The following is a 21,556-nucleotide window of genomic DNA, read 5'->3' as shown; positions in this document are numbered from 1 at the left end:
TCCGGTTTTCACCGGCCATGGTCACGCAGCGCTACCCGCCGCCCATGCGGCGCAGTCGGAGCCCCGCATCAGATCGCACCACACGTACTTGCCCGGCGGCTCCAGCAATCCGCTCATCAGCGGGGACCAGCCCCAGTCGTCGGCGTAGAGCGCGACGAGCAGCAGCCCGCGCCCGCTCTCGGCGATCCCGTCCACGCGAAGAAGCGCGTCGGTGTTGCTGTGGGTGTGGGTGTGGGTGTGGGTGTGGGTGTTGGTTTTGGTGGCGTCGGTGGTCGTGTGGTCGTACGGTCCGGCCTCGATGGTCGCGTTGCCGAGCGGGTGGGGTGCGGTGGAGAACGCGTCGGGCGGCGTCGGGTCGCCATCCCACACGCCGATCCGCAACGTGTTCTCCTCGTCGTCGTATCGCAGGCGGAGACCGGCCCTGCCATCGGTGTGCCGGAGGGCATTGCCGAGAAGTTCCGAGGTCAACACGGCTGCGCGGTCGTAGAGTTCGGGCATGCCGTGCGCCCCGAGGATCATGCGCACTGCGGTCCGGCAGATCCCCACGGCTCGGGTATCGGGCGGGACCTCAATCGTGTATTCCCAGTGCTCGGGCTGGGGCGCGGGCTTTCGCTCCGGCTCGGGTGCGCGTTGCTGCGCCGGTGCGGGGTCAGGCTGCTCTGGTGATGTTGGTGGCAACTCGGCTTGCGCTTGCGGCTGTTGTGGCTCGTCGTGTGCGTAGTGCTGTTGTGGCTCGGTGGTCGGCTCCGTGGCGGGGTTGTCGTCGTGCGTCATGAGGTACTCCCGTGGGGTGACGCGGCTTTGGGCCGCCGCTCACGTCGTCCCACCACCCGGTGTCCTTGCCGTCCCTCCGCTGGGCATGGCTCCGCCCGGGCGGGAGGAGGCAAGGGGAGGTCGGTGCACTTCCGGGAGACGGAGCGCTCGGTGAGCGGTGCGTCACACACGGTACGGGTCAATGTTGGTCGGGGTCAACGTTGATGGAGATGCCCATTGGTGATCACATGGACCGGCGGGCCTGAAGCGCGGCAAACTGCACGCAGACGAAGAAGAAGGGCCACATGCCAGCACGAACCACCACGACGGCGCGACAGGAGCGGCTGGGCGCCGAGTTGCGCAAACTCCGTGAACGTGCCGGTCTCACGGCGCGGGACGCTGCCAGAGGACTGGCTATTGACCACACCAAGATCTCGCACATGGAGGCGGGGCGAGTCGGAGTGAGTGCCGAACGCTTGCGAAGTCTCGCTTCCTTCTATGCGTGCCCTGACACGGCCTTTGTGGATGCATTGGCGGTTATGGCCGAGGAGCGACATAGAGGTTGGTGGGAGGAGTATAGGGACGCTCTAGCGGCGGCCTTCTTCGATCTGGCTGAACTTGAGCACCACGCGAGCAGCATACGCACGAGCGAGATCTTCCACATTCCTGGATTGCTGCAAACTGAGTGCCACGCGAGGGCGCTTATTTCCTACGCGGAACCTGCAATCAACGGTGCGGACCTAGAGGCCCGAGTAGCCTTCAGGATGAGGCGACGAGCGGTGCTTGAGGGCGAAGAGGCCGTTACTTACGAGGCGGTTGTCCACGAAGCCGCCTTGCGTATGAGAGTTGCTGACCGCGACGTCTCACGTGCGCAGCTTAACTTTTTGCTGCAAGCGTCGGAGCGCCCCAACGTCACTTTGCGAGCGATCCCCTTCGATGTTGATGGCTTTGGCGGAGCCGGATTTTCCATGGTGATCGTTGGCGGACCCGTGCCGCAACTAGATACAGTGCTGCTCGATGCAGCATTTGGTGGTGTTTTTCTGGATGCGGAGGCTCAGGTCGCTAAGTATCGATCTCTCTTCCAAACGGTTCGGGAATCATCGCTCGGTACTGCTGAGTCGCGGGATCTCATTCGGCGCATCGCGCAGGATATGTGAGAGGTTGAAAATGCTTGAAGAGCCGACGTGGCGTAAGTCCTCTTTTTCGGGAGGTAACGACGGAAACGCCTGTGTCGAGGTCGCATCTCGTGGTGCCGACATCTCCCTCCGCGAGAGCGAAATACCCGGCACGGTCATCACCGCTTCCCCACGCCAACTCGCCGCGCTGCTCGCTGCCGTGAAGTCGGGAGCGCTGGCCTAACGCTCCTGTGAGCCTGTCGCTCCCGTGAGACTTCACGGCCTTGTGTGCGTATTGGTCCGGGGTGGGGTGCGGCCACTGCCCGATGACCTCGATGGTGCGCAACCGCCCAGCACGCGAGGTGCCAGTACGGGGGTTGCAGGACGACGGCATCGAGCAGGGGCCGCGCAACGGTGTAGCGGACGGCTTAGACGATCACGACCCGGCGCCCGCGCGTGTGACCGGCTTGGCTGTCGATGTGTGCCGCCGCGGCCTCAGCGAGCGTGTAGGACTTCTCGACCGGGATGTGGAGCTTCCCCCGCGCGATGAGGCCGGTGGCCTCGGCGAGCGCTTGCGGCACGCTGCCGGCCACGCCGGAGAAGCGGACACCGAGCTTGGGCGCATCGAGGTCGGCGATGGAGATCACCTTCCGCGCGTCCCCGGTCAGTTCGATCAGCTCGCGGATCACGCCCGAGCCGGCCAGGTCGAGAGCGGCGTCGATGGGGCCGAGTTGCCGCACCCGCTCGACCCAGCCTTCGCCGTAGGTCGTGGCGAGGGCGCCCAGGCTGCGTAGATAGTCCTGGTTGGCGGCCCCGGCCGTGCCGATCACCGCGATGCCGCGTTCGCGGGCGATCTGGAGCACCGCCGATCCGACTCCCCCGGACGCGCCGCTGACCAGCAGCGTCTGCCCGGGCTGCACGCCGACCTCGCGGATGATGCGTAGTGCGGTCTCCACTACGGACGGGTACCCGGCCGCCTCTTCGAACGTCAGCCCATCGGGCATCCGGGCCCAGGCCGACAGCACGGCGAACTCGGCGTAGGTGCTGGAACCTTCGCCGAACACGTGGTCGCCGACCGCGACCCCTTCGACGCCCTCGCCGATCTCGTCCACCACCCCGGAGGCGTCGAGCCCGACTCCGGCGGGCAACTCGATCGGATGGGCCCCCAGGACCTGGCCTTCACGAACCCGCCAATCGACGGGGTTCACGCCCGCCGCCCGCACGGCTATGCGTACCTGACCGGGGCCCGCGTGGGGCTCCTCGGCGGTGACGAGTTGCAATACGTCCGGGCCGCCGAACTCGGCGAAGCTCACTTTCTTCATGCCGTCGAACGTAACACTAACGGTTAGTGTTTAACAACGAGTACGACTATGCTCCTGTTAGCATGAGCGCATGACCGTGCCGCCCGGACGTCGTGAGCGTAAGAAGGCCGCGACCCGTCAGAAGATCGCGGATGCCGCCCTGCGGCTCTTCTTGGAACGCGGGTACGAAGCGGTGGGCATCCGTGATGTGGCCGCCGAGGCCGATGTGGCCGTCACCACGCTCTTCGCCCACTTCGCCTCAAAAGAGGCCCTGGTGTTCGAGCAGGACGAGGACTTCGAGCAACGCCTCGCGCAGGCGGTCACCGGCCGGGCGCCGCATGCGCCGCTGATCCCCGCGCTCCGCCGCGAGATGCATGCCCTGGTGCGGCATTGCACGGCGGACGGCGCCGCTCCGATCTGGCGCATGATCGACGCCTCATCTGCCCTGCGGGAGTACGAGGAGTCGATGCGGCTGCGCCATGCAGAGGCGCTGGCAGCGGCCATTGCCGCCGATCTCGACCTGGCGCTGACCACGACGGCCTGCCGGACCATCGCGAAGTTCGTGGTCGACGCTCATTCGCTGGCCCGCGAGGCGGCCGATCCGCAGGCCGCGGTGGACGAGATCTTCCGGATGATCGAAGCGGCCTGGGAGGTCGCCTCCCCCGCTCGACGTGCGTGAGGAACTGGGCATCCAGCCCTTGAGTAGCCCTCAAGTAGCTGCTCAAGCGGTGGCCGCGCCACTGTGCGGACTCACCACGCACCGCTAGGTAACGACGCAGCCTCACGACCCGCGGAGCGGCCAAGCCCGACCCCGCGGGTGCGGGGTCGGGCCTGCCGATGCGGTCAGGTCAGCGGAGGGTTATTTCCGGGCATGAGTGGCCGGCGGCTCGGGGCCGCCGTGCGCCAATCCGCCGGGTTCGGTCATGACTGCCGACAGGGGACCGGCCTCAAGATGCCCTGGAATCCTCCTCTCGGCGGGCACTTGGCAGGTCCGTGTCGGACCAGATTTCCACTGCCTCCTCTGCCGCGGCGCGCAGGGCCGTGGCGTCGAAGGTCGTACGGGCCTCGGGGATGTCTTCGTCCAGCCACTCCACGAACAGTTCCAGGTTGCCCTCGGGAGGCAACTGGGAGAGGTGCAGCACGAGGTGCTCGTGGAAGCCGCCTTCGCCGCCGCCCTCCAAGCGCAAGGTCGGAGGAGTGGTGCCGTTTTGGGGTGAGGGGGTGGAGGATTGGTCGAGGGTGGTGAGCCTGCGGCCGTCCGCGAAGAGCATCTCGCACCGCAGCGCGCCGGCCGGTGAGCGGCCGATGTCCTGCGAGTTCGTGCTGTGCACGATGCGCCGGCGAAAGACCTCAAGGCGGATGGTGACCGACCGCCGCCACACATGCCAACCACTGAGCATGACACGGGTGTTGGGTCCCGCACCGACCTCGGCGGTGTGCGGTAGGCGGGCCGGGATGAACCATTGATCGGGTGCGTGCGGCTCGTCGTCCGGCGGTTCGTAGGCGCACAGAGGCGGCTGCTCGGACGGCTCGGTCGAGTCGGGAACGGTCAACCCTTCGAAAGAGTTCATGTACGGATGGTGACACCCGACGGAGATGTCTGTACGTAGAACGGGAATTTACCGAGGTCGGAGAGGCCTCTGGGGCGGGCGGGGAACCGCTGACGCCGAGGCGTACGCGCCGGCGATCCGCAGCGGTGGCCCCGAGCCGAACCGTTCGCCGTGCGGGAGCGCGCCCCGGGCCGGGGTCGGAGCGCGCCCCGGGCCGGGCCTCATCGGCGCAGGAAGGGCCTGGGCCCCGCAGTTGACCTCAAGCTTGGTTGAACTTCTACCGTGTCCACGACCTCGGCTGATCGACAGCGGTGGTGCGGCGACGGAATACGAGATGGGGACGGCCATGATCCTGGTGACGGGTGCGACGGGGAACATCGGGAGCGTGCTGTTGCGCCGGCTGCACGACGGCGGGACGAGGTCGGTGCGGGGCCTGACGCGCGATGCAGCGCGGGCCGCGTTTCCGCAGTCGGTGGAGGCCGTGGAGGGGGACCTCACACGTCCGGAGACGTTGAAGGCCGCCCTGCACGGCGTGCGTTCGCTGGTGTTGGTGCCGTACGCGGGCGGGGAACGCGAGGTGGTGGCGGCGGCCGAGCGCGCGGGGGTGGAACACGTGGTGCTGGTGTCGTCCGTCGTTGTCGAAACGCATCCGCGTCTTCCGGCCAGCCGGGAGAAGGCGGCCATCGAACAGGCCGTGCGGGACAGTGAGATGGCCTGGACGATCCTGCGGCCCACCCAGTTCGCCTCCAACGTGCTGTGGTGGGCCGAGTCGATCCGTACCGAAGGCGCGGTCTCGGTCCCGTACCCGGACGTCGGGCTGCCCGTCGTGCACCCCGCGGACATCGCCGACGTGGCGTACGCGGCACTGACCGAGCCGGGCCACCGCGGCCGGACCTACTCGCTCACCGGCCCGGAACGGATCACTCCGCGGCAGCAGGTGGCGGCCATCGCCGCGGCGGCCGGTCGGGACATCACCGTGGTCGGCATCAGCCGCGCGCAGGCCCACGAGCAGTTGGCCGAATTCCTCGGCGGCGAGACGGCGGACGCGGTGCTCGACCTGACGGGCGGAGACGTTACGGCGGCACTGGCGCGCGTACGGGACACGGTCGGCGAGGTGACCGGCCATCCCGCCACGCCGTTCGCGCGGTGGGCGCAGGAGCACGCTGCGGCGTTCCGCTGAGGCCACCACCCGCTGGCTAGCGTGCGCGTCCCGCGCCGGCGCGGGGCGCGCGCCGGGCGCCCGTACCCTGCCCCCGCGTCTGAGCGGCCCTGCGCCCGTACTCGCGCGGCCCGTTCCTCGTCCCACGCTTGAGCGGCCCGCCCCGCTCCCGCGGCCCCCGTACTCGCGCAAGCCCGTACCCGCCCAGCCAGCCAGCACGTACCCGCCCGCCCAGCCAGCCCGTGCCGTCAGCGGTAGCCCGTCGCGTTCGCGGGGTGGTCCGGATCTTGGACCTCCACCACGTAGCGCCAGGCGTCCGGCCGGCTGCCGTCCAGGTCGGTGAACCCGTATTCCTGGGCGAGTTGACCGCTGGACAGCGAGGTCCCATTCCAGCGGGCCACCTGGGGGTCGTGCGCCAGCGCGGCCACTGCCCGGCCCGTGTAGTACGGCGTCTCCGCGATGCAGAAGTGTGGCTGGGCCGCCAGCGCGTCCCGCCAGTTCTCCTCGGTGACGCCGTAGTGGTCGAGCATGATCTCCGAGCGCATCCAGCCGGGCGTCAGTGCTACGGCGCTCGCGCCGCGCGGGCCCAGCTCGTGGCCGAGCGAGAACGCCATGCGCAGCACCGCGGCCTTGGCAAGGTCGTAGAAGAACGACACCCGGTAGTGCGAGCGGTTGTACACGTCCGTGCCATCGGTCATTTCCACTACGAGGCCGCCCGGCGTGCGCACCAGGAGCGGCAGCGCGTGGTGGCTGGTGATGGCGTGCGTTTCGACGGCGAGCCGCAGCAGCCGCAGGCCGTTGTCCAGGTCGTGCTCCCACAGCGGTTTGTCCCACTCGAAGAGCAGTTCCCCACCCCAGACGTCGTTGACCAGCACATCGAGCCGGCCCTGCTCGGTGGCGATCCGGTCCACCAGGGCGCGCACTTGGGTCGGCTCCAGATGGTCGGTGGGCACCGCGACACCGCGCCCGCCCGCCTCGGTCACCAGGTCCGCGGTGTCCTCGATGGTCTCGGGCCGGTTGTACTCGGAGCGCCGGGCGCGCGTGCTGCGGCCAGTTACGTACACCGTGGCCCCGGCCGCCCCCAGCTCCACCGCGATGCCCCGGCCCGCGCCCCGCGTTGCACCCGCGACCAGGGCTACCTTCCCGTCGAGCGCCCGCGAGCCCAGCGCACGCCCCCCGCGCGGCACGCTCCCGTACGCCATGCCGACACCAGCACCACCGCCGACACCGACACCGACACCGACACCCACACCGGCACCGGCACCGGCACTGGCATCAGCACCGCCACTGACATCAGCACCGCCACCGTTGCCCGCTGCCCCAGCTCGCGTTTGGCCTGTGGTCCCGCCGCTACCTACCGCTGCCGCAGCCCCTGTTGCGCCTGCCCCGGCCGTTTCCGCCGCTGCCATGTCTGTCCCTTCGCACCCACAGGTCATCTGAACGCACCGATGCGCCCCCGGGGAGGGGAACCGCACCGACTGCTCGACGATCGTGGCGTGTAAAGGCGTCATCTCCTGTCGTCTTTTCGGTGGGGCGTGCCGCATCCCTCCTGTTGCCTGGCCGATACAAACGCCGGTGGGCGTGGACCGTACGTACGATCCACGCCCACCGGCGTGCACATCCCGAACCCACCGGTCCGGCGACCCCGCGAGCCCACTGGCCCAGCGGCCTACCAGCCACCGGCCCGCGGCCCACCGACCTCGCGCTGGGCCCCACGGCCACTACTCCACCGCGGCTCGGCCTACTTCACCGGTTCCGGCTCCGGGGCCGTCGCTGGTTCGCCGTCGCCCTCCGGGCCTTCCGGCTCGGCCGGGGTCTTGACCGATTCGAGGAGGAGTTGCGCCACGTCCACGACCTTGAGCGATTCCTTGGCCTTGCCGCCCGTGCCATCGGAAGCGGGCTTCTTGCCGTTGACCGAGTCGGTGAGCATGACGAGGCAGAACGGGCAGGCCGTGGAGATGATGTCCGGGTTGAGGGACAGCGCCTCATCCACCCGCTCGTCGTTGACCCGCTTGCCGATCCGCTCTTCCATCCACATCCGGGCGCCACCGGCGCCGCAGCAAAAGCCGCGCTCCTTGTGCCGGTGCATCTCCTCGTTCCGCAGCCCCGGCACCTTGGCGATGATCTCGCGCGGCGGTGTGTAGATCTTGTTGTGGCGGCCCAGGTAACACGGGTCGTGGTAGGTGATCAGACCCTCGACCGGCGTCACCGGAACCAGCTTGCCCTCGTCGATGAGGTGCTGGAGCAGCTGGGTGTGGTGGATGACCTCGTACTCGCCGCCGAGTTGCGGGTACTCGTTGGCGATGGTGTTGAAGCAGTGCGGGCAGGTCGCGACGATCTTCTTCTTCGCCTTCTCGACCCGCACGGCCTCGGCGCCCTCTGCGCCGTCCTCGCCATCGCTCTCACCGAAGGCCATGTTGAGCATCTCGACGTTTTGCTGACCGAGCTGCTGGAAGAGGAACTCGTTGCCCATGCGGCGGGCGGAGTCGCCGGTGCACGCCTCGTCGCCGCCCATGATCGCGAACTTCACGCCCGCGATGTGCAGCAGTTCGGCAAACGCCTTCGTCGTCTTCTTGGCCCGGTCTTCGAGCGCGCCCGCGCAGCCGACCCAGTACAGGTAATCGACCTCGGTCAGGTCCTCGATGTCCTTGCCGACGACGGGAACCTCGAACTCGACCTCTTTCGTCCAGGCGAGCCGCTGCTTTTTGGCCAGGCCCCAGGGGTTGCCCTTCTTCTCCAGGTTCTTCAGCATCGTGCCCGCCTCGCTGGGGAAGCTGGACTCGATCATGACCTGGTAGCGGCGCATGTCCACGATGTGGTCGATGTGCTCGATGTCCACCGGGCACTGCTCGACGCAGGCACCGCAGGTGGTGCAGGACCACAGCACGTCCGGGTCGATGACGCCGTTTTCTTCGAGGGTGCCGATCAGCGGGCGCTCGGCCTCGGCCAGCGCGGCGGCGGGCACCTGGGCGAGCTGCTCCGCGGTGGCCTTCTCCGCGCCTTCGGCGTCCTTGCCGCCGCCCGCAAGGAGGTACGGCGCCTTGGCGTGCGCATGGTCTCGCAGGGCCATGATCAGCAGCTTCGGGGACAACGGCTTGCCGGTGTTCCAGGCGGGGCACTGCGACTGGCAGCGGCCACACTCGGTGCAGGTGGAGAAGTCGAGCAGGCCCTTCCAGGAGAAGTGCTCGACCTGTGAGACGCCGAACTGGTCGTCCTCGCCCGGGTCCTCGAAGTCGATCTGCTTGCCATCGGAGACCATCGGCTGAAGCGCACCGAGCGCGCTGGAGCCATCCGCCTCGCGCTTGAACCAGATGTTGGGAAAGGCCAGGAAGCGGTGCCAGGCCACGCCCATGTCGGTCTTGAGGGAGACCGTGATCATCCAGATGAAGGATGTCGCGATCTTGATCATGGCGACCAGATACGTCAGGTTTTGCAGAGTGCTCGTGTCGAGGTCACGGAAGGCGACGATCAGCGGGTACGAGGCGAAGAACCCGGCATCGTACGAGGTCACGTGGTGCTGGGCGCCCTCAAGACCGCGCAGCGTCATGATCGACAGGCCGACGATAAGGATGACGGCCTCGACGAAGTACGCCTGGCCGAAATTCGACCCCGTGAAGCGGGACTTGCGGCCTGCCTTGCCGGGCTTGCTGAGCTGTCGGATGACGATGAGGGTCACGATGCCTAGGACCGTCATCAAGCCGAGGAACTCGGTGAAGATCTCGTACGGCAGCCAATCGCCGATGATCGGGATCAGCCAGTCCGCCTGGAAGAGTTGGCCGATGGCGTTGACGATGGTCAGCAGCAGCGAGAAGAAGCCCACCGCCACGAACCAGTGTGCGACGCCGACGACGCCCCAGCGGTTCATGCGGGTGTGGCCAAGGAATTCCTTGGCCACGGTGATCGTGCGTTGCGCGGGATCGTCGGTCCTGGTCCCCGCGGGTACGGGCTGGCCGAGCCGTACGTAGTGAAAAATCTGTAGCAGGGCACGGCCGAACAGCGCGACGCCGACCGCGATGAGGACCAGCGACACAATGATCGCGGCGAGTTGCATGGCGGCTCCTCGAACCTACGAGAACGGGATTACTGAGCAGTAACTTAACTGGTCTTTGCCGAGATTACCGAGGATCACGAGAGCGGTGCACTCGTCCGGCCGGTGATATGCATCGCTCAGGGTTGCCTAATCGCCTTCCAGAGCCCCCAGGGCGCCCTTCAGTGTGGCTGCTCGCCGGGTGGGTGCGGGCATCCGCCTCGGCTTCCGGGGGCCTCGCGTCGCGTCGTCGCGTGGCTGGGTGGCTGGGTGGCTGTGTTGCCGGGTTGGCGTGCGGGGCGGGCGTGCTGCTGTCGCCTGCTGGTCGCGTGAGACCTGCGCAGAGTCGCGTAAGACCTGCGTGCTGGTCGCGTAAGGCCGCGTACAGAGCCGCGTAAGACCTGCGTACAGATAAGGCCCGTATAAAAAGTTGAGCGCCCTTGACTCAGCTCTGTTGACAGGAAAATCTGGATCGTGCACCCTTGAGTCTGTTCCACTCAAGTCAGTTGGAGGATTGACATGGCACGTGCGGTCGGCATCGACCTGGGTACGACGAACTCCGTCGTCAGTGTTCTCGAAGGCGGTGAGCCCACCGTCATCACCAACGCCGAGGGCGCCAGGACCACGCCGTCCGTCGTCGCCTTCGCGAAGAACGGCGAGGTACTGGTCGGCGAGGTTGCCAAGCGCCAGGCGGTAACCAATGTGGACAGGACCGTTCGCTCGGTCAAGCGCCACATGGGCACCGACTGGAAGATCAACCTGGATGGCAAGGACTTCAATCCGCAGCAGATGAGCGCCTTCATCCTGCAGAAGTTGAAGCGGGACGCCGAGGCTTACCTGGGCGAGAAGGTTGCGGACGCGGTCATCACCGTCCCCGCCTACTTCAATGACTCCGAGCGGCAGGCGACGAAGGAAGCCGGCGAGATCGCGGGTCTGAATGTCCTGCGTATTGTCAACGAGCCCACGGCCGCCGCTCTCGCCTACGGGCTGGAGAAAGACGACCAGACCATCCTCGTCTTCGACCTCGGTGGCGGCACCTTCGACGTCTCGCTGCTTGAGATCGGCGACGGCGTGGTGGAGGTCAAGGCCACCAACGGTGACAACCACCTCGGTGGCGACGACTGGGACCAGCGGGTCGTGGACTACCTGGTCAAGCAGTTCAACAACGGCCACGGCGTGGACCTTGGCAAGGACAAGATGGCGCTTCAGCGTCTCCGCGAGGCCGCGGAGAAGGCGAAGATCGAGCTGTCCTCGTCCACCGAGACCACGATCAACCTGCCCTACATCACGGCGTCCGCCGAGGGCCCGCTGCACCTGGACGAGAAGCTCACCCGCGCCCAGTTCCAGCAGCTCACGTCCGACCTTCTGGAGCGCTGCAAGACGCCGTTCCACAACGTCATCAAGGACGCCGGCATCGCTCTCTCCGAGATCGACCACGTGGTGCTGGTCGGTGGCTCCACCCGGATGCCCGCCGTCGCCGAGCTGGTCAAGGAGCTGACCGGCGGCCGGGACGCCAACAAGGGCGTCAACCCGGATGAGGTCGTCGCCATCGGCGCGGCCCTCCAGGCCGGTGTCCTCAAGGGTGAGGTCAAGGACGTCCTGCTGCTCGACGTCACGCCGCTGTCGCTTGGTATCGAGACCAAGGGCGGCATCATGACCAAGCTGATCGAGCGCAACACGACGATCCCGACCAAGCGCTCCGAGATCTTCACGACGGCCGAGGACAACCAGCCGTCCGTGCAGATCCAGGTCTACCAGGGCGAGCGCGAGATCGCCGCGTACAACAAGAAGCTCGGAATGTTCGAGCTGACCGGGCTGCCCCCGGCGCCGCGCAACGTGCCGCAGATCGAGGTCACCTTCGACATCGACGCCAACGGCATCATGCACGTCTCCGCCAAGGACCTGGGTACCGGCAAGGAGCAGCGGATGACCGTCACCGGTGGCTCCGCGCTGCCGAAGGACGACATCGAGCGCATGATGCGCGAGGCCGAGCAGTACGCGGACGAGGACCACAAGCGCCGCGAGGTCGCCGAGACCCGTAACCAGGCCGAACAGCTCGTCTACCAGACCGAGAAGTTCCTCAAGGACAACGAGGAGAAGGTCCCGGGCGACGTCAAGACCGAGGTTGAGACCGCCGTCAGCGAGCTGAAGGAAAAGCTCAAGGGCGAGGACAACGCGGCGATCCGCGAGGCCACCGAGAAGGTCGCCACCGTCAGCCAGAAGCTTGGCCAGGCGATGTACGCCGACGCGCAGGCCGCCGGTGCCACCGCGGGCGCCGATGGCGCTGCCGGTGCCGACGCCGGTGCGGGCCAGGCCAAGGACGATGACGTCGTAGACGCCGAGATCGTTGACGACGAGAAGACGGACAACCGCCGGGATGGTGCCGCGTGACGGAAGAGACTCCGGGCTTCGACGAGCAGCCCGACGTCCCTTCCGACGCCACTCCCTCCGCCGCGTCGCAGCCTGACGCGGCGGAGGGGGCCGGGTCCGCCGAAGCGGCGGGTCCGGCGGCCTCGGCCGGGGACGCACAGCGAGATGGCCTCGATCAGAGCGCCAAGCAGGATGTGGCGCTGACGGCCCAGCTCGATCAGGTCCGTACGGCGCTGAACGAGCGCACCGCTGACCTCCAGCGCCTCCAGGCGGAGTACCAGAACTACCGCCGCCGGGTGGAGCGGGACCGGGTCACGGTGAAGGAGATCGCCGCGGCCAACCTGCTCTCCGAGCTGCTGCCGGTGCTTGACGACATCGGCCGCGCGCGAGAACACGGCGAGTTGGTCGGCGGGTTCAAGTCGGTGGCCGAGTCGCTGGAGATCGTGGTTGCCAAGCTGGGCCTTCAGCAGTTCGGCAAGGAGGGCGAGCCCTTCGACCCGCTGGTGCACGAGGCGCTGATGCACAGCTATGCGCCGGACGTCACCGAGACCACGTGCGTGTCGATCCTCCAGCCGGGGTATCGAATCGGCGAGCGAACGATTCGCCCCGCGCGGGTCGCCGTCGCCGAGCCGCAGCCCGGTGCCTCTGGCGCTCAGGCAGAGCAGGGCGACGGCGCGTCTGACGAGGAAAACGGTGGCCCGGACGAGGGCTGACGTGACATACGGAGAGGAGGGACGTCGGGGATGAGCACCAAGGACTTCGTGGAGAAGGACTATTACAAGGTCCTCGGCGTCCCCAAGGACGCCACCGAGGCCGAGATCAAGAAGGCGTACCGAAAGCTCGCTCGCGAGTACCACCCGGACGCCAACACCGGTGATGCCAAGGCCGAGGAGCGCTTCAAGGAGGTCTCCGAGGCGAATGACGTCCTCGCCGACCCCAAGCGCCGCAAGGAGTACGACGAGGCGCGGGCGCTCTTCGGGAACGGTGGCTTCCGCCCCGGTCCCGGTGGCCCCGGCGGCGCCGGAAGCTTCAACTTCGACCTGGGCGACCTCTTCGGAGGCGGCGGCCCGCAGCAGGGCGGTGGTCCGGGCGCCGGAGGCTTCGGCGGCGGACTCGGGGACGTGTTCGGCGGCCTGTTCAACCGCGGCGGTGCGGGCACCCGCACCCAGCCGCGGCGCGGCCAGGACGTCGAGTCCGAGGTGACGCTCAGCTTCACCGAGGCCGTGGACGGCGCAACCGTGCCCCTGCGGATGTCCAGCCAAGCGCCCTGCACGGCCTGCCAGGGCACCGGTGACAAGAACGGCACCCCTCGGGTGTGCCCGACCTGCGTCGGTACCGGGCAGGTCAGCCGAGGTGGCGGGGGCGGCTTCTCGCTCACCGATCCGTGTGTGGACTGCCGGGGCCGGGGCCTGATCGCCCAGGACCCGTGCGAGCAGTGCAAGGGCAGCGGGCGCGCCCGTTCCTCGCGCACCATGCAGGTTCGCATTCCGGCGGGCGTCAGCGACGGCCAGCGCATCCGGCTGCGGGGCAAGGGCGCCCCGGGCGAGACGGGCGGCCCAGCGGGCGACCTGTACGTGGTCGTCCATGTGGACGCCCACCCGGTCTTCGGCCGCAAGGGCGACAACCTCACCGTCACGGTCCCCGTCACCTTTACGGAGGCGGCCCTCGGCGGCGAGATCAAGGTCCCGACCCTGGGCGGCCCACCGGTCACCTTGAAGCTGCCCGCTGGCACGCCCGGCGGCCGGACGATGCGAGCCCGCGGCAAGGGTGCCACCCGCAAGGACGGCACCCGGGGCGACCTGCTGGTCACGATAGAGGTGACGGTGCCAACCGACCTCGACGACAAGGCGCGGGACGCGCTGGAGACCTACCGCGACGCCACGGCGGGTGAAGACCCGCGGGCCGAGCTGTTCCAGGCCGCGAAGGGAGCATGAGATGGACGTCCGAGGCACACGCCCAGGCGGCGGCAGCCGCAACCCGTACGAGCTGACCGACGACTCACCGGTGTACGTCATCTCGGTCGCCGCTCAACTCTCCGGCCTGCACCCGCAGACCCTGCGTCAGTACGACCGCCTAGGCCTGGTCTCGCCCGACCGCACGGCGGGCCGCGGGCGCCGCTACTCGGCCCGCGACATCAGCCTGCTGCGCCAGGTGCAGGCGCTCAGCCAGGACGAGGGCATCAACCTGGCCGGCATCAAGCGCATCATCGAGCTGGAGAACCAGGTAGCCGCGCTCCAGCAGCGCGCAGCCGAGCTCCAGCAGGCGGTGGAGGGCGCAGCGGCGGCCATGCAGCAGCGCGAGGCCGCCGTCCACGCCTCGTACCGCCGCGACCTGGTCCCCTACGACCAGGTCCAGCAGACGAGCGCCCTGGTGGTGTGGCGCCCCCGCAGGCCGGGGCAGGAATAGCTCCCGAGTGCGCGTAAGACCCGCCCCGGGTGCGCGTAGCCGAACGACAGGCCCGTCGTCCCTCGCTGGGGCGGCGGGCCTGTCGCTGTGGGTTGCCGGGGCGTGCGGCGGTCGGGGTCCCGGTTGGGGTCCCGGTCGCGTGGTCGGGCGGAACCGGCGTCAGCGCGTGGTGCTGGGGTCACCTCATCGGGTGATCTGATGTGCGGTGGTCCGCCACCCCGCGGTCGGGCTCCCTAACGTGGCGGCGTCGCTTGTGCCACGAGGGGCGCCCACCTCCACTTGAGGAGGAGGTACCGCGCCATGACCGCTCTCGCCCACGAAGCCCCGCCGGAAGTGCCTGACATGCCCCCTCCGACGCTCGATGAGGCGCTGTGGCAGGCGTGGCGGACCTTGGAACTCAACTCCCCGAGGGCTTCCACGCCGAGATCGTTGCGGGGTTCATCGAGGTGTCGCCGACGGGACGCTTGGACCACGGCCAGATCGCCAACCGCCTGCGCCGGGCGCTGGACCGCTACCTCCAGGGCAGTGGCTACGCGGCCCACCAGGACATCAACGTCATCCACGGGCTGAAGCCCTGGGTGCCGGACGTCTTCGTCGGCCCCGAAGGCCCCGAAGACCGCGAAGAACTCGTGCCTGAGGATCGCCTCGGGGTCCGTGCGGGTGGGGTGCGTCTCGTCGCGGAGGTGGTGTCCCCGGGGCGCACGGACAGGGAGCGCGACCGGGTCCGCAAGCGGCGCGCGTATGCGCAGGCCGGCATCCCCGTCTATGTGCTGATCGATGACTACGACAACCACGGCACGACGACGGTCCTGACCAACCCTTCCGCCGAAGAAGGCGTCTACGCAGCGGCGATCCGCGTTCCCTACGGTACGGACGTGGATGTTCCGGAAGGCCCGGCGAAGGGCTTCGTGATCACGGAAGCGATGACGGGGCCGCGCCGGGCGAAGTGACGGCCCCTCAGCGGCGGCTGGGCCCCGGCGCGCTGCGGGCCGCCGCGGCCCTGAGCACCACGGATGCCAACCGCTTGTCCAGAGCGTCGCCGCACGCCTACGGCTTCGCCGCACCGGCCTGGATGCGGAAGCTGATGCGCTGGGATTGCGGAGGCGGAGGCGGGGGCTCGGGCGGTTGTCAGTGCCCGTTGCTACGTTCGAGGCGTTCACATCACTCACGCCAAGGAGCACCAGATGGGGTCTCAACTCAACCCATGCCTCGCCTTCAAGGGGAACGCACGGCAGGCGATCGAGTTCTATCGAGACGTCCTGGGCGGCCAGTTGGACATGGGCACCTACGCCGAATACGGCTCGCCGGACGTGCCTCACCCCGACAAGATCATGCACGCCACGCTCCGCACCTCAGACGGTTACACGCTGATGGTGTGGGACGTCCGGGAAGAGATGCCCCACACCGCGGGCAACAACGTCGCGGTCTTCCTCGGCGGCGACGACGCTAAACTCCGCGACCACTTCGAAAGGCTGTCCACCGGCGGCACCGTGACGCTGCCCCTGGAGAAGCAGTCATGGGGTGACGAGGCCGGCTCGCTCATCGACCAGTTCGGGATCAGCTGGATGGTCAACATCACCCAGCAGCCCAGCTAGGACCACGGGGCAGCGGCAACGTCCGATTCCGGGGTGTAGAGACGTTTTCCATCGATGGCGCGAGTGCAGCCAGGGCGAAGAGTTGCAGATCCGGTTTGCCTTCGACGTGGTGGTCCCCGGCAGGCTCAGCCGAGCCGCCGGGGACCACTAAGCCAACCGATCCGCCGCCCGAAGTCCGGGGCGGAGAGGCTGTGTTACGACGTCACGACGTCACGACGTACGACGTTACGACGTCACGACGCGCCCTGGGCCAGGTCGATCAGCAGCTCCGCGAAAAGGTGCGGGCGGCTGAAGTATCCGACGTGGGACGCGGCCAACGTGCGGACGTCGAACGGGTTCTCAGGCGTCAGCTCGTCCGCCTTGCGGATCATGTAGTCCTGTACGGCCGGGGGGATGCTCAGGTCGTCCGAGAGGCGTACGAAGGTGTGCGGTACCCTCCCCCATTCCGCGGCCAGGGCCACCGCGCCCTGCTCCAGCACCGCGTAGTTCTCGTCCGGGTCCATGGAGTCCAGCAGCATCCGGAACTGGTGGTCGGTGGCGTCTGCCATGACAGCGGCCTTGAGCTGTGCGAACAACACCGGGTCGGCGTGCGCGCTGCGCCAGTTCAGCCGTACTACCCCCTGGTTGCCCGTGTCGGGCACGGTGATCCGTGCCGCTAGGGCGTCCAGCAGATTGTCATCGACGACGTCCCACTCGTCGGTGACCATCGCCGGGTCGCTCAGGCAGACAGCGGAGAGGTACACGACGCGGTCCAGGAGTTCGGGCACGGCGTTCGCGACAGCGGTGACGGTCAGGCCGCCGAAGCTGTTGCCCGCCAGGATCACGGGCCCCGACGGAGCGAGCCGGTGCAGGACGTCCACCACGTGACGCACGTTGTCCTGCAACGTGATGCCGCGCATCGGGGAGGGTGCGGTGGCCAGTGCGGCCAGGTCCTGCGGCTGCCGATAGTAGGCGGCCGGGTGGTCGGCGCGGTCGCCGTGCCCCGGCAGGTCGATGGCGTACGAGCGGTGCCCGTACAGGGCCAGCTCGTTTTGCAACGGCCCCCAGGCTCGGGCGTTGCTGGACCCACCGGGAATGAACACGAAGGTGGGTTGTGAGGTGGTGCGCATGAAGGGATTCCTCGTCATCCTGATGCGAACGGTGAACAGCGCGCGGATGACCAGGTGCCGACGAACGCTCGGGTCAGCACCGGGTCCGGGACACCGAACGGATGCGCAGGGAATGCCAGTTATGCGTGACCGAGTACATGATCGAGACGTTAGGCCCCGATCGGCACACCTGCCATCGCTTTTTTCTGCCGCCTGTGTGGAGCCGCGGTTCCACCGATCACAGGCCGGGTCCTCACCTCGGGCGTGGGCTCCGCCTCGGGCCTGGTCCTCACCTCGGGCCTGGTCCCCGCCCACGCGACCGCGACCGCGACGGACAAAAAGGCCAGACCCGATGTCATCGGGCCCGGCCTTCGCCGTGGGTGAGGCTTGCGGCCGTGACCGGGAGCCTTGCGGGCCGGCAATGCGCCAGTTAGGGATCTTGACGTCCCATGTCAATCGGCGCGGACCGCGCCGACCTCGATGGTGCTAGCAGGGGCGGCAGGAATTGAACCTACAACCTTCGGTTTTGGAGACCGATGCTCTGCCAATTGAGCTACGCCCCTTCGACACGAGTAGCTTCCCACGGCGTCGGGAGCGATCACCAGAGCATTGTTTGGCCATCTGAGCGCGGGCTGCGGCGCCGCGGTGGTCGGGCCGGTCGAGCGTGCTGGTGACGCGCCGCCAGCGCCGTGAGGTTGCGGGGCGTGCGTCGCCCGGATGGGGGTACTCGGCGCTGTGCTCTGACGCCTGTCGGCCCCTTGTGCGCGGTACGGGTGCGGTGGGGGCGCCGCGACTGTTGCGCACGCGGGGTATGTGCTCATCTGTCCTGGTGGCGGGTGGTGTGCCCGGGCGTGGGGCGGGTGGCTGCCTGTCGCCGTGTTCGGGCGGTACGGCCCGTCGGTGCGCCGCTTGGCAGACGGTGGCGTGCCGGCGCATCGCGGGGTCGGGGGCGTCTTGCCACCCCGTCCACTGATGGGGGTGCGGTGGGGATGCTGCCAGGTGACAGGGGTGCGCTGCTGCCCCTGATGGACCTCATCCATGCCGCTGGAGCGGCCATCACAGGTTCTTGTCAGGTAGGCCCGTTTCGCTGGGGAGGGTGGCTCCGCGGCTGTTGTCCCTGTCAGACATTGCCCATGCCTCGGGTCAGGCTGATCTTGATGGCGACCCGTTCGGGGTTTGGCCTGGGCATCCGGCCGTAGCGCTCGGCGTAGCGGCGCACCGCCTCCGCGATGCTCTCCGCATCCGTACGCACCGTCGCGCGGCCTTCCAAAGTGGCCCAGCGGCGGCCTTCGAGCTGGCAAACGGCCACCGGGGCGCCCGCCGGGCCAGCGGCGATGACATTGGCGACTTTGGTACTGGTCTTGCGGCAGATGATCCATGCGGTGCGCGCCTCGGGGTCGTACGTCACGCCGACCGGGGCCACATGCGGGGTGCCGTTCGGGCGCGGGGTGGTGAAGGTGCACAGGTGGCGCTCGCGCCAAAAGGTGACGTAGTCGGGGGCGGGATGGTCGAGGTCGATGGCCATGCCCGGCAGCGTAATCCGTGGTCAGCGGCGTTCGGGGCGCCCGAGGGTGCCGGTGGGAGTCCCTGCCCTGGCTTGGACGCTGGGCATCGAATTCACGCAGTTGTTCACGGGCGACTGATCTTGTCCAAGAACAGCGCCGACGGCAGAGCGTCACCCGGATGGGTTACCCGTAAGTGGCGGTTCTCGTAGAAGCCAGGTCCGGCGGACTATCCATCAACAGGGTCCCGCCGGTTCAGATCCCCGTGACGTGCGAGCCTTCCGGACGAAGTGCTGCCACGACTTCCGGAAGTTCTTCGGCCTTGCGCGCCATGAGGTAGACACGATGGTTCGTGCGCTGTACCTCGTGCATCAGGCTGAAGCCCTGGGTTTCGTAGTAGCGGACGAGGCCGGGGAACATGCAGCCGCGTCGCACCCACGCCCGGCCTTGGCGGGCCGCGCGGTCTACCGCCCACAGGGCGAGGAGTGTGCCGGGGCGGTGTGCGCGGTCGGCCGGGTCTGTCACGGTCGTGTACAGGTAGTCGGCGGGCTCCGCGAGTTCGTGCTCCGTCCACCCCCACGGCGGGGTCTCCTGCTGGACGGTAGTGCAGCCGATGATCCGCCCCGAGGTCTCCTCGGTGAGGACCCACATCGTCCCGTCGGTGTTCTCGGCCTGCCCGGCCACGTGGTCCGCGCTCTCCCGCCACGAGGGCATCTGCCGCGCTTCCAGCCATGCGGAGCGGGTGAGAACGAGGGTGCGGACGGCGGGGATGTCGGCGGCCGTGGCCGGGCGGACGAGGTGCATTCGGGGGCCCTTCTTGAAGGGGTTGGGTGAAGGCTGGTCTACAGGAACGCGGCGGCGGCCAGGTGGAGGTCGATGACTTCGAGCAGCTGGGCGTCGCCGTCCTCCCGGTAAGGTCCCGAGTCGAGCTGCCGCAGCCCATCGCGGAGGCCGTCGGGGTCGATCAGGCCCTCCTCGAATAGGGGTGAGCCGTCCTTGAGTATCGCGTCGAAGAGGGGCCGGGCCTCGGTGGTCAGTGCGTGCTGGACGACTTCGGCGAAGGACTCCCGGGTGCGGGACTGCGTGACGTCGGGCCCGAGCCCGAGGGCGGCGAGGCGGCGGCGCTGGAGCTGCTTCAACTCCCGCCAGTCGTAGGGCAGCCACTCGCCGAGCTGGATCATGTCGGGGTCGGTGAAGGGGTGGACGGGCCAGATCCCGGCGCGCAGGAGAACCGGGGCGGTCGTCTCCAGCGACAGCAGGGTCATGGAGTTCACACGGGCAGGCGGGGCAATGGCGTCGTCGGCGAACTCCAGGGCGGCACGGGCCCGTGCGCCGATCCAGGTCAGGCCGTCGCTGATCTCGCCCATCGGCTTGTGCGGGTACTCCTGCTGGGACAGGGCCACCATCTCGTCACCCCCGAGCCCGGTGACGACGGTCCGGGCCCCGTGCTGGGCGATCAGCTGGGTCATGCGCGTGAAGGGGTGGTGCAACGGCTCCTCGTACGGGCTGATCCGCCCGCCGCTTCGGCGGACACAGCCCGGAGCGAGCACGCCGGTCTCCGTAGCGTCCACGATGAGGTCGGTGCCGGCAAAGGACACCGCGTCACGTATCTGCGCACGGCGGCGTAACTGGGACTCCCGGCCGGGCCCGGCGATGAGGAGGGTGGAGGTCGCGTACTGGCCGGGGAGGCGTTCAGCGGCCCGGGTGGCGACGGTGCCGGAGTCGAAGCCGCCGGTGAGGTGGAAGACCGTGGCTTCCGCGTCCAGCGGCCGGGCGTCCAAGGCGTCGTCCATGGCTGCGACAAACGCGCCCAGGACGTCGGCGGTATCGGCGAGTTCGCGGGGGCCGCTGTGCAGGGCGGGTTCGGGGTACTGCACGTGCAGGTGTCCGCCGAAGTGGGCGGTGGCCCGCTCGGTGACCCGGTGGATGCCCTGGAAGACGGTCTCCTGGCTGTAGCGGGGGCGATAGATCAGCAGGCGGGCGACCTCGCGCGGGCTCAGCGTGCGGGCGTGCTGGGCGAGGTCGGCCATGTCCCAGGACCCGAACAGCGTGGTGGCGTCGTGCGCGACGTACAGCGGGGCGATGCCGCACGGCCCGGCGGTGACCCGCACCGGCACACCGGGGGCGGTCTCAACGAGGACGTAGTCCAGCGGCCAGGTGACGGCTGTGGTGCGGGCGGCGTCGAAGTCGGCGGCGGTGAGCGTGCGCGGTTCGGGCCGGGCTACGGCCCGACCCGCCGTGCGCTCCCGGACGACGACCAGGGTGCGGGTGCCGTCGGTGAGCCCAAGGTGTTCAAGCATCGGGTGGCCGTACGGGGTGATTTCGCTTTGGCCGTCGGCGGTGCGGTAGAGGCCAGTGGTGGTGTCCCAGGCCCATGCGGTGTTGGCGTACGGGGTCAGACGCAACTTGATCATGTGAGCCCTTCCGAGTGGGGCCCGGTGGGTGCGCCGACGGCGCACCCACCGGGCGAACGGGACGGATCAGGTGGCGGTGGTGTCGTACGTCTTCGCGCCGTCGGAGGACCCGGAGGTCTTCTTGTATTCGTGGCACTCGCCGGGGGTCTGAACTCGGCGGTTCGCCTTCGTCGTGAACAAACGTTCTGCGGGGGTGGAACGCTTCGCAGGCGGCATGAGGTCGTCCATGGGGTGCCCTTTCTGTTCGTCGTGTTCCGGTCTCGGCAAGGGTTCGCC

General features: G+C 68.5%; 20 protein-coding genes and 1 tRNA gene. 10 read left to right on the top strand and 11 right to left on the bottom strand.

The window, feature by feature from the left end:
- Positions 1 to 21 precede the first annotated feature (21 nt).
- Positions 22 to 774, bottom strand: a complete 753-nt coding sequence (locus tag FHS42_RS04325) for a hypothetical protein (protein ID WP_184569184.1) — start codon at positions 772 to 774, stop codon at positions 22 to 24.
- 284 nt (positions 775 to 1,058) lie between these two features.
- Here FHS42_RS04325 and FHS42_RS04320 point away from each other — a divergent pair, with 284 nt between their 5' ends.
- Positions 1,059 to 1,910, top strand: coding sequence for a helix-turn-helix domain-containing protein (locus FHS42_RS04320; protein WP_184569183.1), 852 nt, complete (start codon positions 1,059 to 1,061; stop codon positions 1,908 to 1,910).
- A gap of 10 nt (positions 1,911 to 1,920) precedes the next feature.
- On the top strand, positions 1,921 to 2,112 hold the full coding sequence (locus tag FHS42_RS04315) for a DUF397 domain-containing protein (protein WP_184569712.1): 192 nt from the start codon (positions 1,921 to 1,923) through the stop codon (positions 2,110 to 2,112).
- A 184-nt stretch (positions 2,113 to 2,296) separates the two neighbouring features.
- On the opposite strand, the gene FHS42_RS04310 is transcribed toward FHS42_RS04315, so the two are convergent.
- Positions 2,297 to 3,190 (bottom strand): NADP-dependent oxidoreductase, encoded by an 894-nt coding sequence (locus tag FHS42_RS04310; protein ID WP_184569182.1) that lies wholly within the window; start codon positions 3,188 to 3,190, stop codon positions 2,297 to 2,299.
- 70 nt (positions 3,191 to 3,260) lie between these two features.
- Here FHS42_RS04310 and FHS42_RS04305 point away from each other — a divergent pair, with 70 nt between their 5' ends.
- Positions 3,261 to 3,848, top strand: a complete 588-nt coding sequence (locus FHS42_RS04305) for a TetR/AcrR family transcriptional regulator (RefSeq protein WP_184569181.1) — start codon at positions 3,261 to 3,263, stop codon at positions 3,846 to 3,848.
- Positions 3,849 to 4,116: 268 nt separating this feature from the next.
- Here the strand turns inward: FHS42_RS04305 and FHS42_RS04300 are convergent, their stop codons facing one another.
- Complete coding sequence (locus tag FHS42_RS04300) at positions 4,117 to 4,740, bottom strand: hypothetical protein (RefSeq protein WP_184569180.1); 624 nt, start codon at positions 4,738 to 4,740, stop codon at positions 4,117 to 4,119.
- Between the two features lie 325 nt (positions 4,741 to 5,065).
- Between FHS42_RS04300 and FHS42_RS04295 the strand changes: the two genes are divergently transcribed.
- Positions 5,066 to 5,899, top strand: a complete 834-nt coding sequence (locus FHS42_RS04295; RefSeq protein WP_184569709.1) for an NAD(P)H-binding protein — start codon at positions 5,066 to 5,068, stop codon at positions 5,897 to 5,899.
- A gap of 227 nt (positions 5,900 to 6,126) precedes the next feature.
- Here the strand turns inward: FHS42_RS04295 and FHS42_RS04290 are convergent, their stop codons facing one another.
- Together FHS42_RS04290 and FHS42_RS04285 are read right to left on the bottom strand one after the other, a co-directional pair.
- Positions 6,127 to 7,080, bottom strand: a complete 954-nt coding sequence (locus tag FHS42_RS04290; RefSeq protein ID WP_184569707.1) for an SDR family oxidoreductase — start codon at positions 7,078 to 7,080, stop codon at positions 6,127 to 6,129.
- A gap of 539 nt (positions 7,081 to 7,619) precedes the next feature.
- Entirely contained in the window at positions 7,620 to 9,929 is a 2,310-nt protein-coding gene (locus FHS42_RS04285; protein ID WP_184569179.1) for a (Fe-S)-binding protein, read from the bottom strand.
- Positions 9,930 to 10,424: 495 nt separating this feature from the next.
- On the opposite strand from FHS42_RS04285, the gene dnaK reads away from it, so the two are divergent.
- The 6 genes from dnaK to FHS42_RS04255 all read left to right on the top strand — a co-directional run bounded on the left by dnaK (position 10,425) and on the right by FHS42_RS04255 (position 16,276).
- The gene (gene dnaK, locus FHS42_RS04280) at positions 10,425 to 12,296 is read left to right on the top strand and encodes a molecular chaperone DnaK (RefSeq protein WP_184569178.1); all 1,872 of its coding nucleotides are present in this window, start codon (positions 10,425 to 10,427) and stop codon (positions 12,294 to 12,296) included.
- Positions 12,293 to 12,988 carry a nucleotide exchange factor GrpE gene (gene grpE, locus FHS42_RS04275; RefSeq protein WP_184569177.1) on the top strand — a complete coding sequence of 232 codons (696 nt, stop codon included), beginning with the start codon at positions 12,293 to 12,295 and terminating at the stop codon, positions 12,986 to 12,988. Before dnaK ends, grpE begins: the two co-directional genes overlap by 4 nt.
- Before the next feature lie 30 nt (positions 12,989 to 13,018).
- On the top strand, positions 13,019 to 14,209 hold the full coding sequence (dnaJ, locus tag FHS42_RS04270) for a molecular chaperone DnaJ (RefSeq protein ID WP_184569176.1): 1,191 nt from the start codon (positions 13,019 to 13,021) through the stop codon (positions 14,207 to 14,209).
- Position 14,210: 1 nt separating this feature from the next.
- A complete protein-coding gene (locus tag FHS42_RS04265; RefSeq protein WP_184569175.1) occupies positions 14,211 to 14,681 on the top strand; it encodes a heat shock protein transcriptional repressor HspR in 471 nt (156 codons plus the stop codon).
- Positions 14,682 to 15,061: 380 nt separating this feature from the next.
- Complete coding sequence (locus tag FHS42_RS04260; protein WP_312866718.1) at positions 15,062 to 15,631, top strand: Uma2 family endonuclease; 570 nt, start codon at positions 15,062 to 15,064, stop codon at positions 15,629 to 15,631.
- A 234-nt stretch (positions 15,632 to 15,865) separates the two neighbouring features.
- A complete protein-coding gene (locus tag FHS42_RS04255; RefSeq protein WP_184569174.1) occupies positions 15,866 to 16,276 on the top strand; it encodes a VOC family protein in 411 nt (136 codons plus the stop codon).
- Between the two features lie 233 nt (positions 16,277 to 16,509).
- Here the strand turns inward: FHS42_RS04255 and FHS42_RS04250 are convergent, their stop codons facing one another.
- From FHS42_RS04250 to FHS42_RS04225, 6 genes are all read right to left on the bottom strand, one after another.
- On the bottom strand, positions 16,510 to 17,385 hold the full coding sequence (locus FHS42_RS04250; protein ID WP_184569173.1) for an alpha/beta hydrolase: 876 nt from the start codon (positions 17,383 to 17,385) through the stop codon (positions 16,510 to 16,512).
- 469 nt (positions 17,386 to 17,854) lie between these two features.
- Positions 17,855 to 17,927, bottom strand: a tRNA-Trp gene (locus tag FHS42_RS04245).
- Positions 17,928 to 18,484: 557 nt separating this feature from the next.
- Positions 18,485 to 18,889, bottom strand: coding sequence for a pyridoxamine 5'-phosphate oxidase family protein (locus FHS42_RS04240; protein WP_184569172.1), 405 nt, complete (start codon positions 18,887 to 18,889; stop codon positions 18,485 to 18,487).
- 232 nt (positions 18,890 to 19,121) lie between these two features.
- Complete coding sequence (locus FHS42_RS04235; protein ID WP_184569171.1) at positions 19,122 to 19,670, bottom strand: GNAT family N-acetyltransferase; 549 nt, start codon at positions 19,668 to 19,670, stop codon at positions 19,122 to 19,124.
- Positions 19,671 to 19,708: 38 nt separating this feature from the next.
- Entirely contained in the window at positions 19,709 to 21,280 is a 1,572-nt protein-coding gene (locus FHS42_RS04230; RefSeq protein WP_184569170.1) for an asparagine synthase-related protein, read from the bottom strand.
- Between the two features lie 66 nt (positions 21,281 to 21,346).
- On the bottom strand, positions 21,347 to 21,508 hold the full coding sequence (locus tag FHS42_RS04225) for a hypothetical protein (RefSeq protein ID WP_184569169.1): 162 nt from the start codon (positions 21,506 to 21,508) through the stop codon (positions 21,347 to 21,349).
- Positions 21,509 to 21,556 lie beyond the last annotated feature (48 nt).

Source organism: Streptomyces zagrosensis, assembly GCF_014203645.1.
Taxonomy (GTDB): domain Bacteria; phylum Actinomycetota; class Actinomycetes; order Streptomycetales; family Streptomycetaceae; genus Streptomyces; species Streptomyces zagrosensis.
The sequence above is the reverse complement of the archived record's forward strand: the minus strand, read 5'-3'. Positions and strand labels throughout refer to the sequence as shown.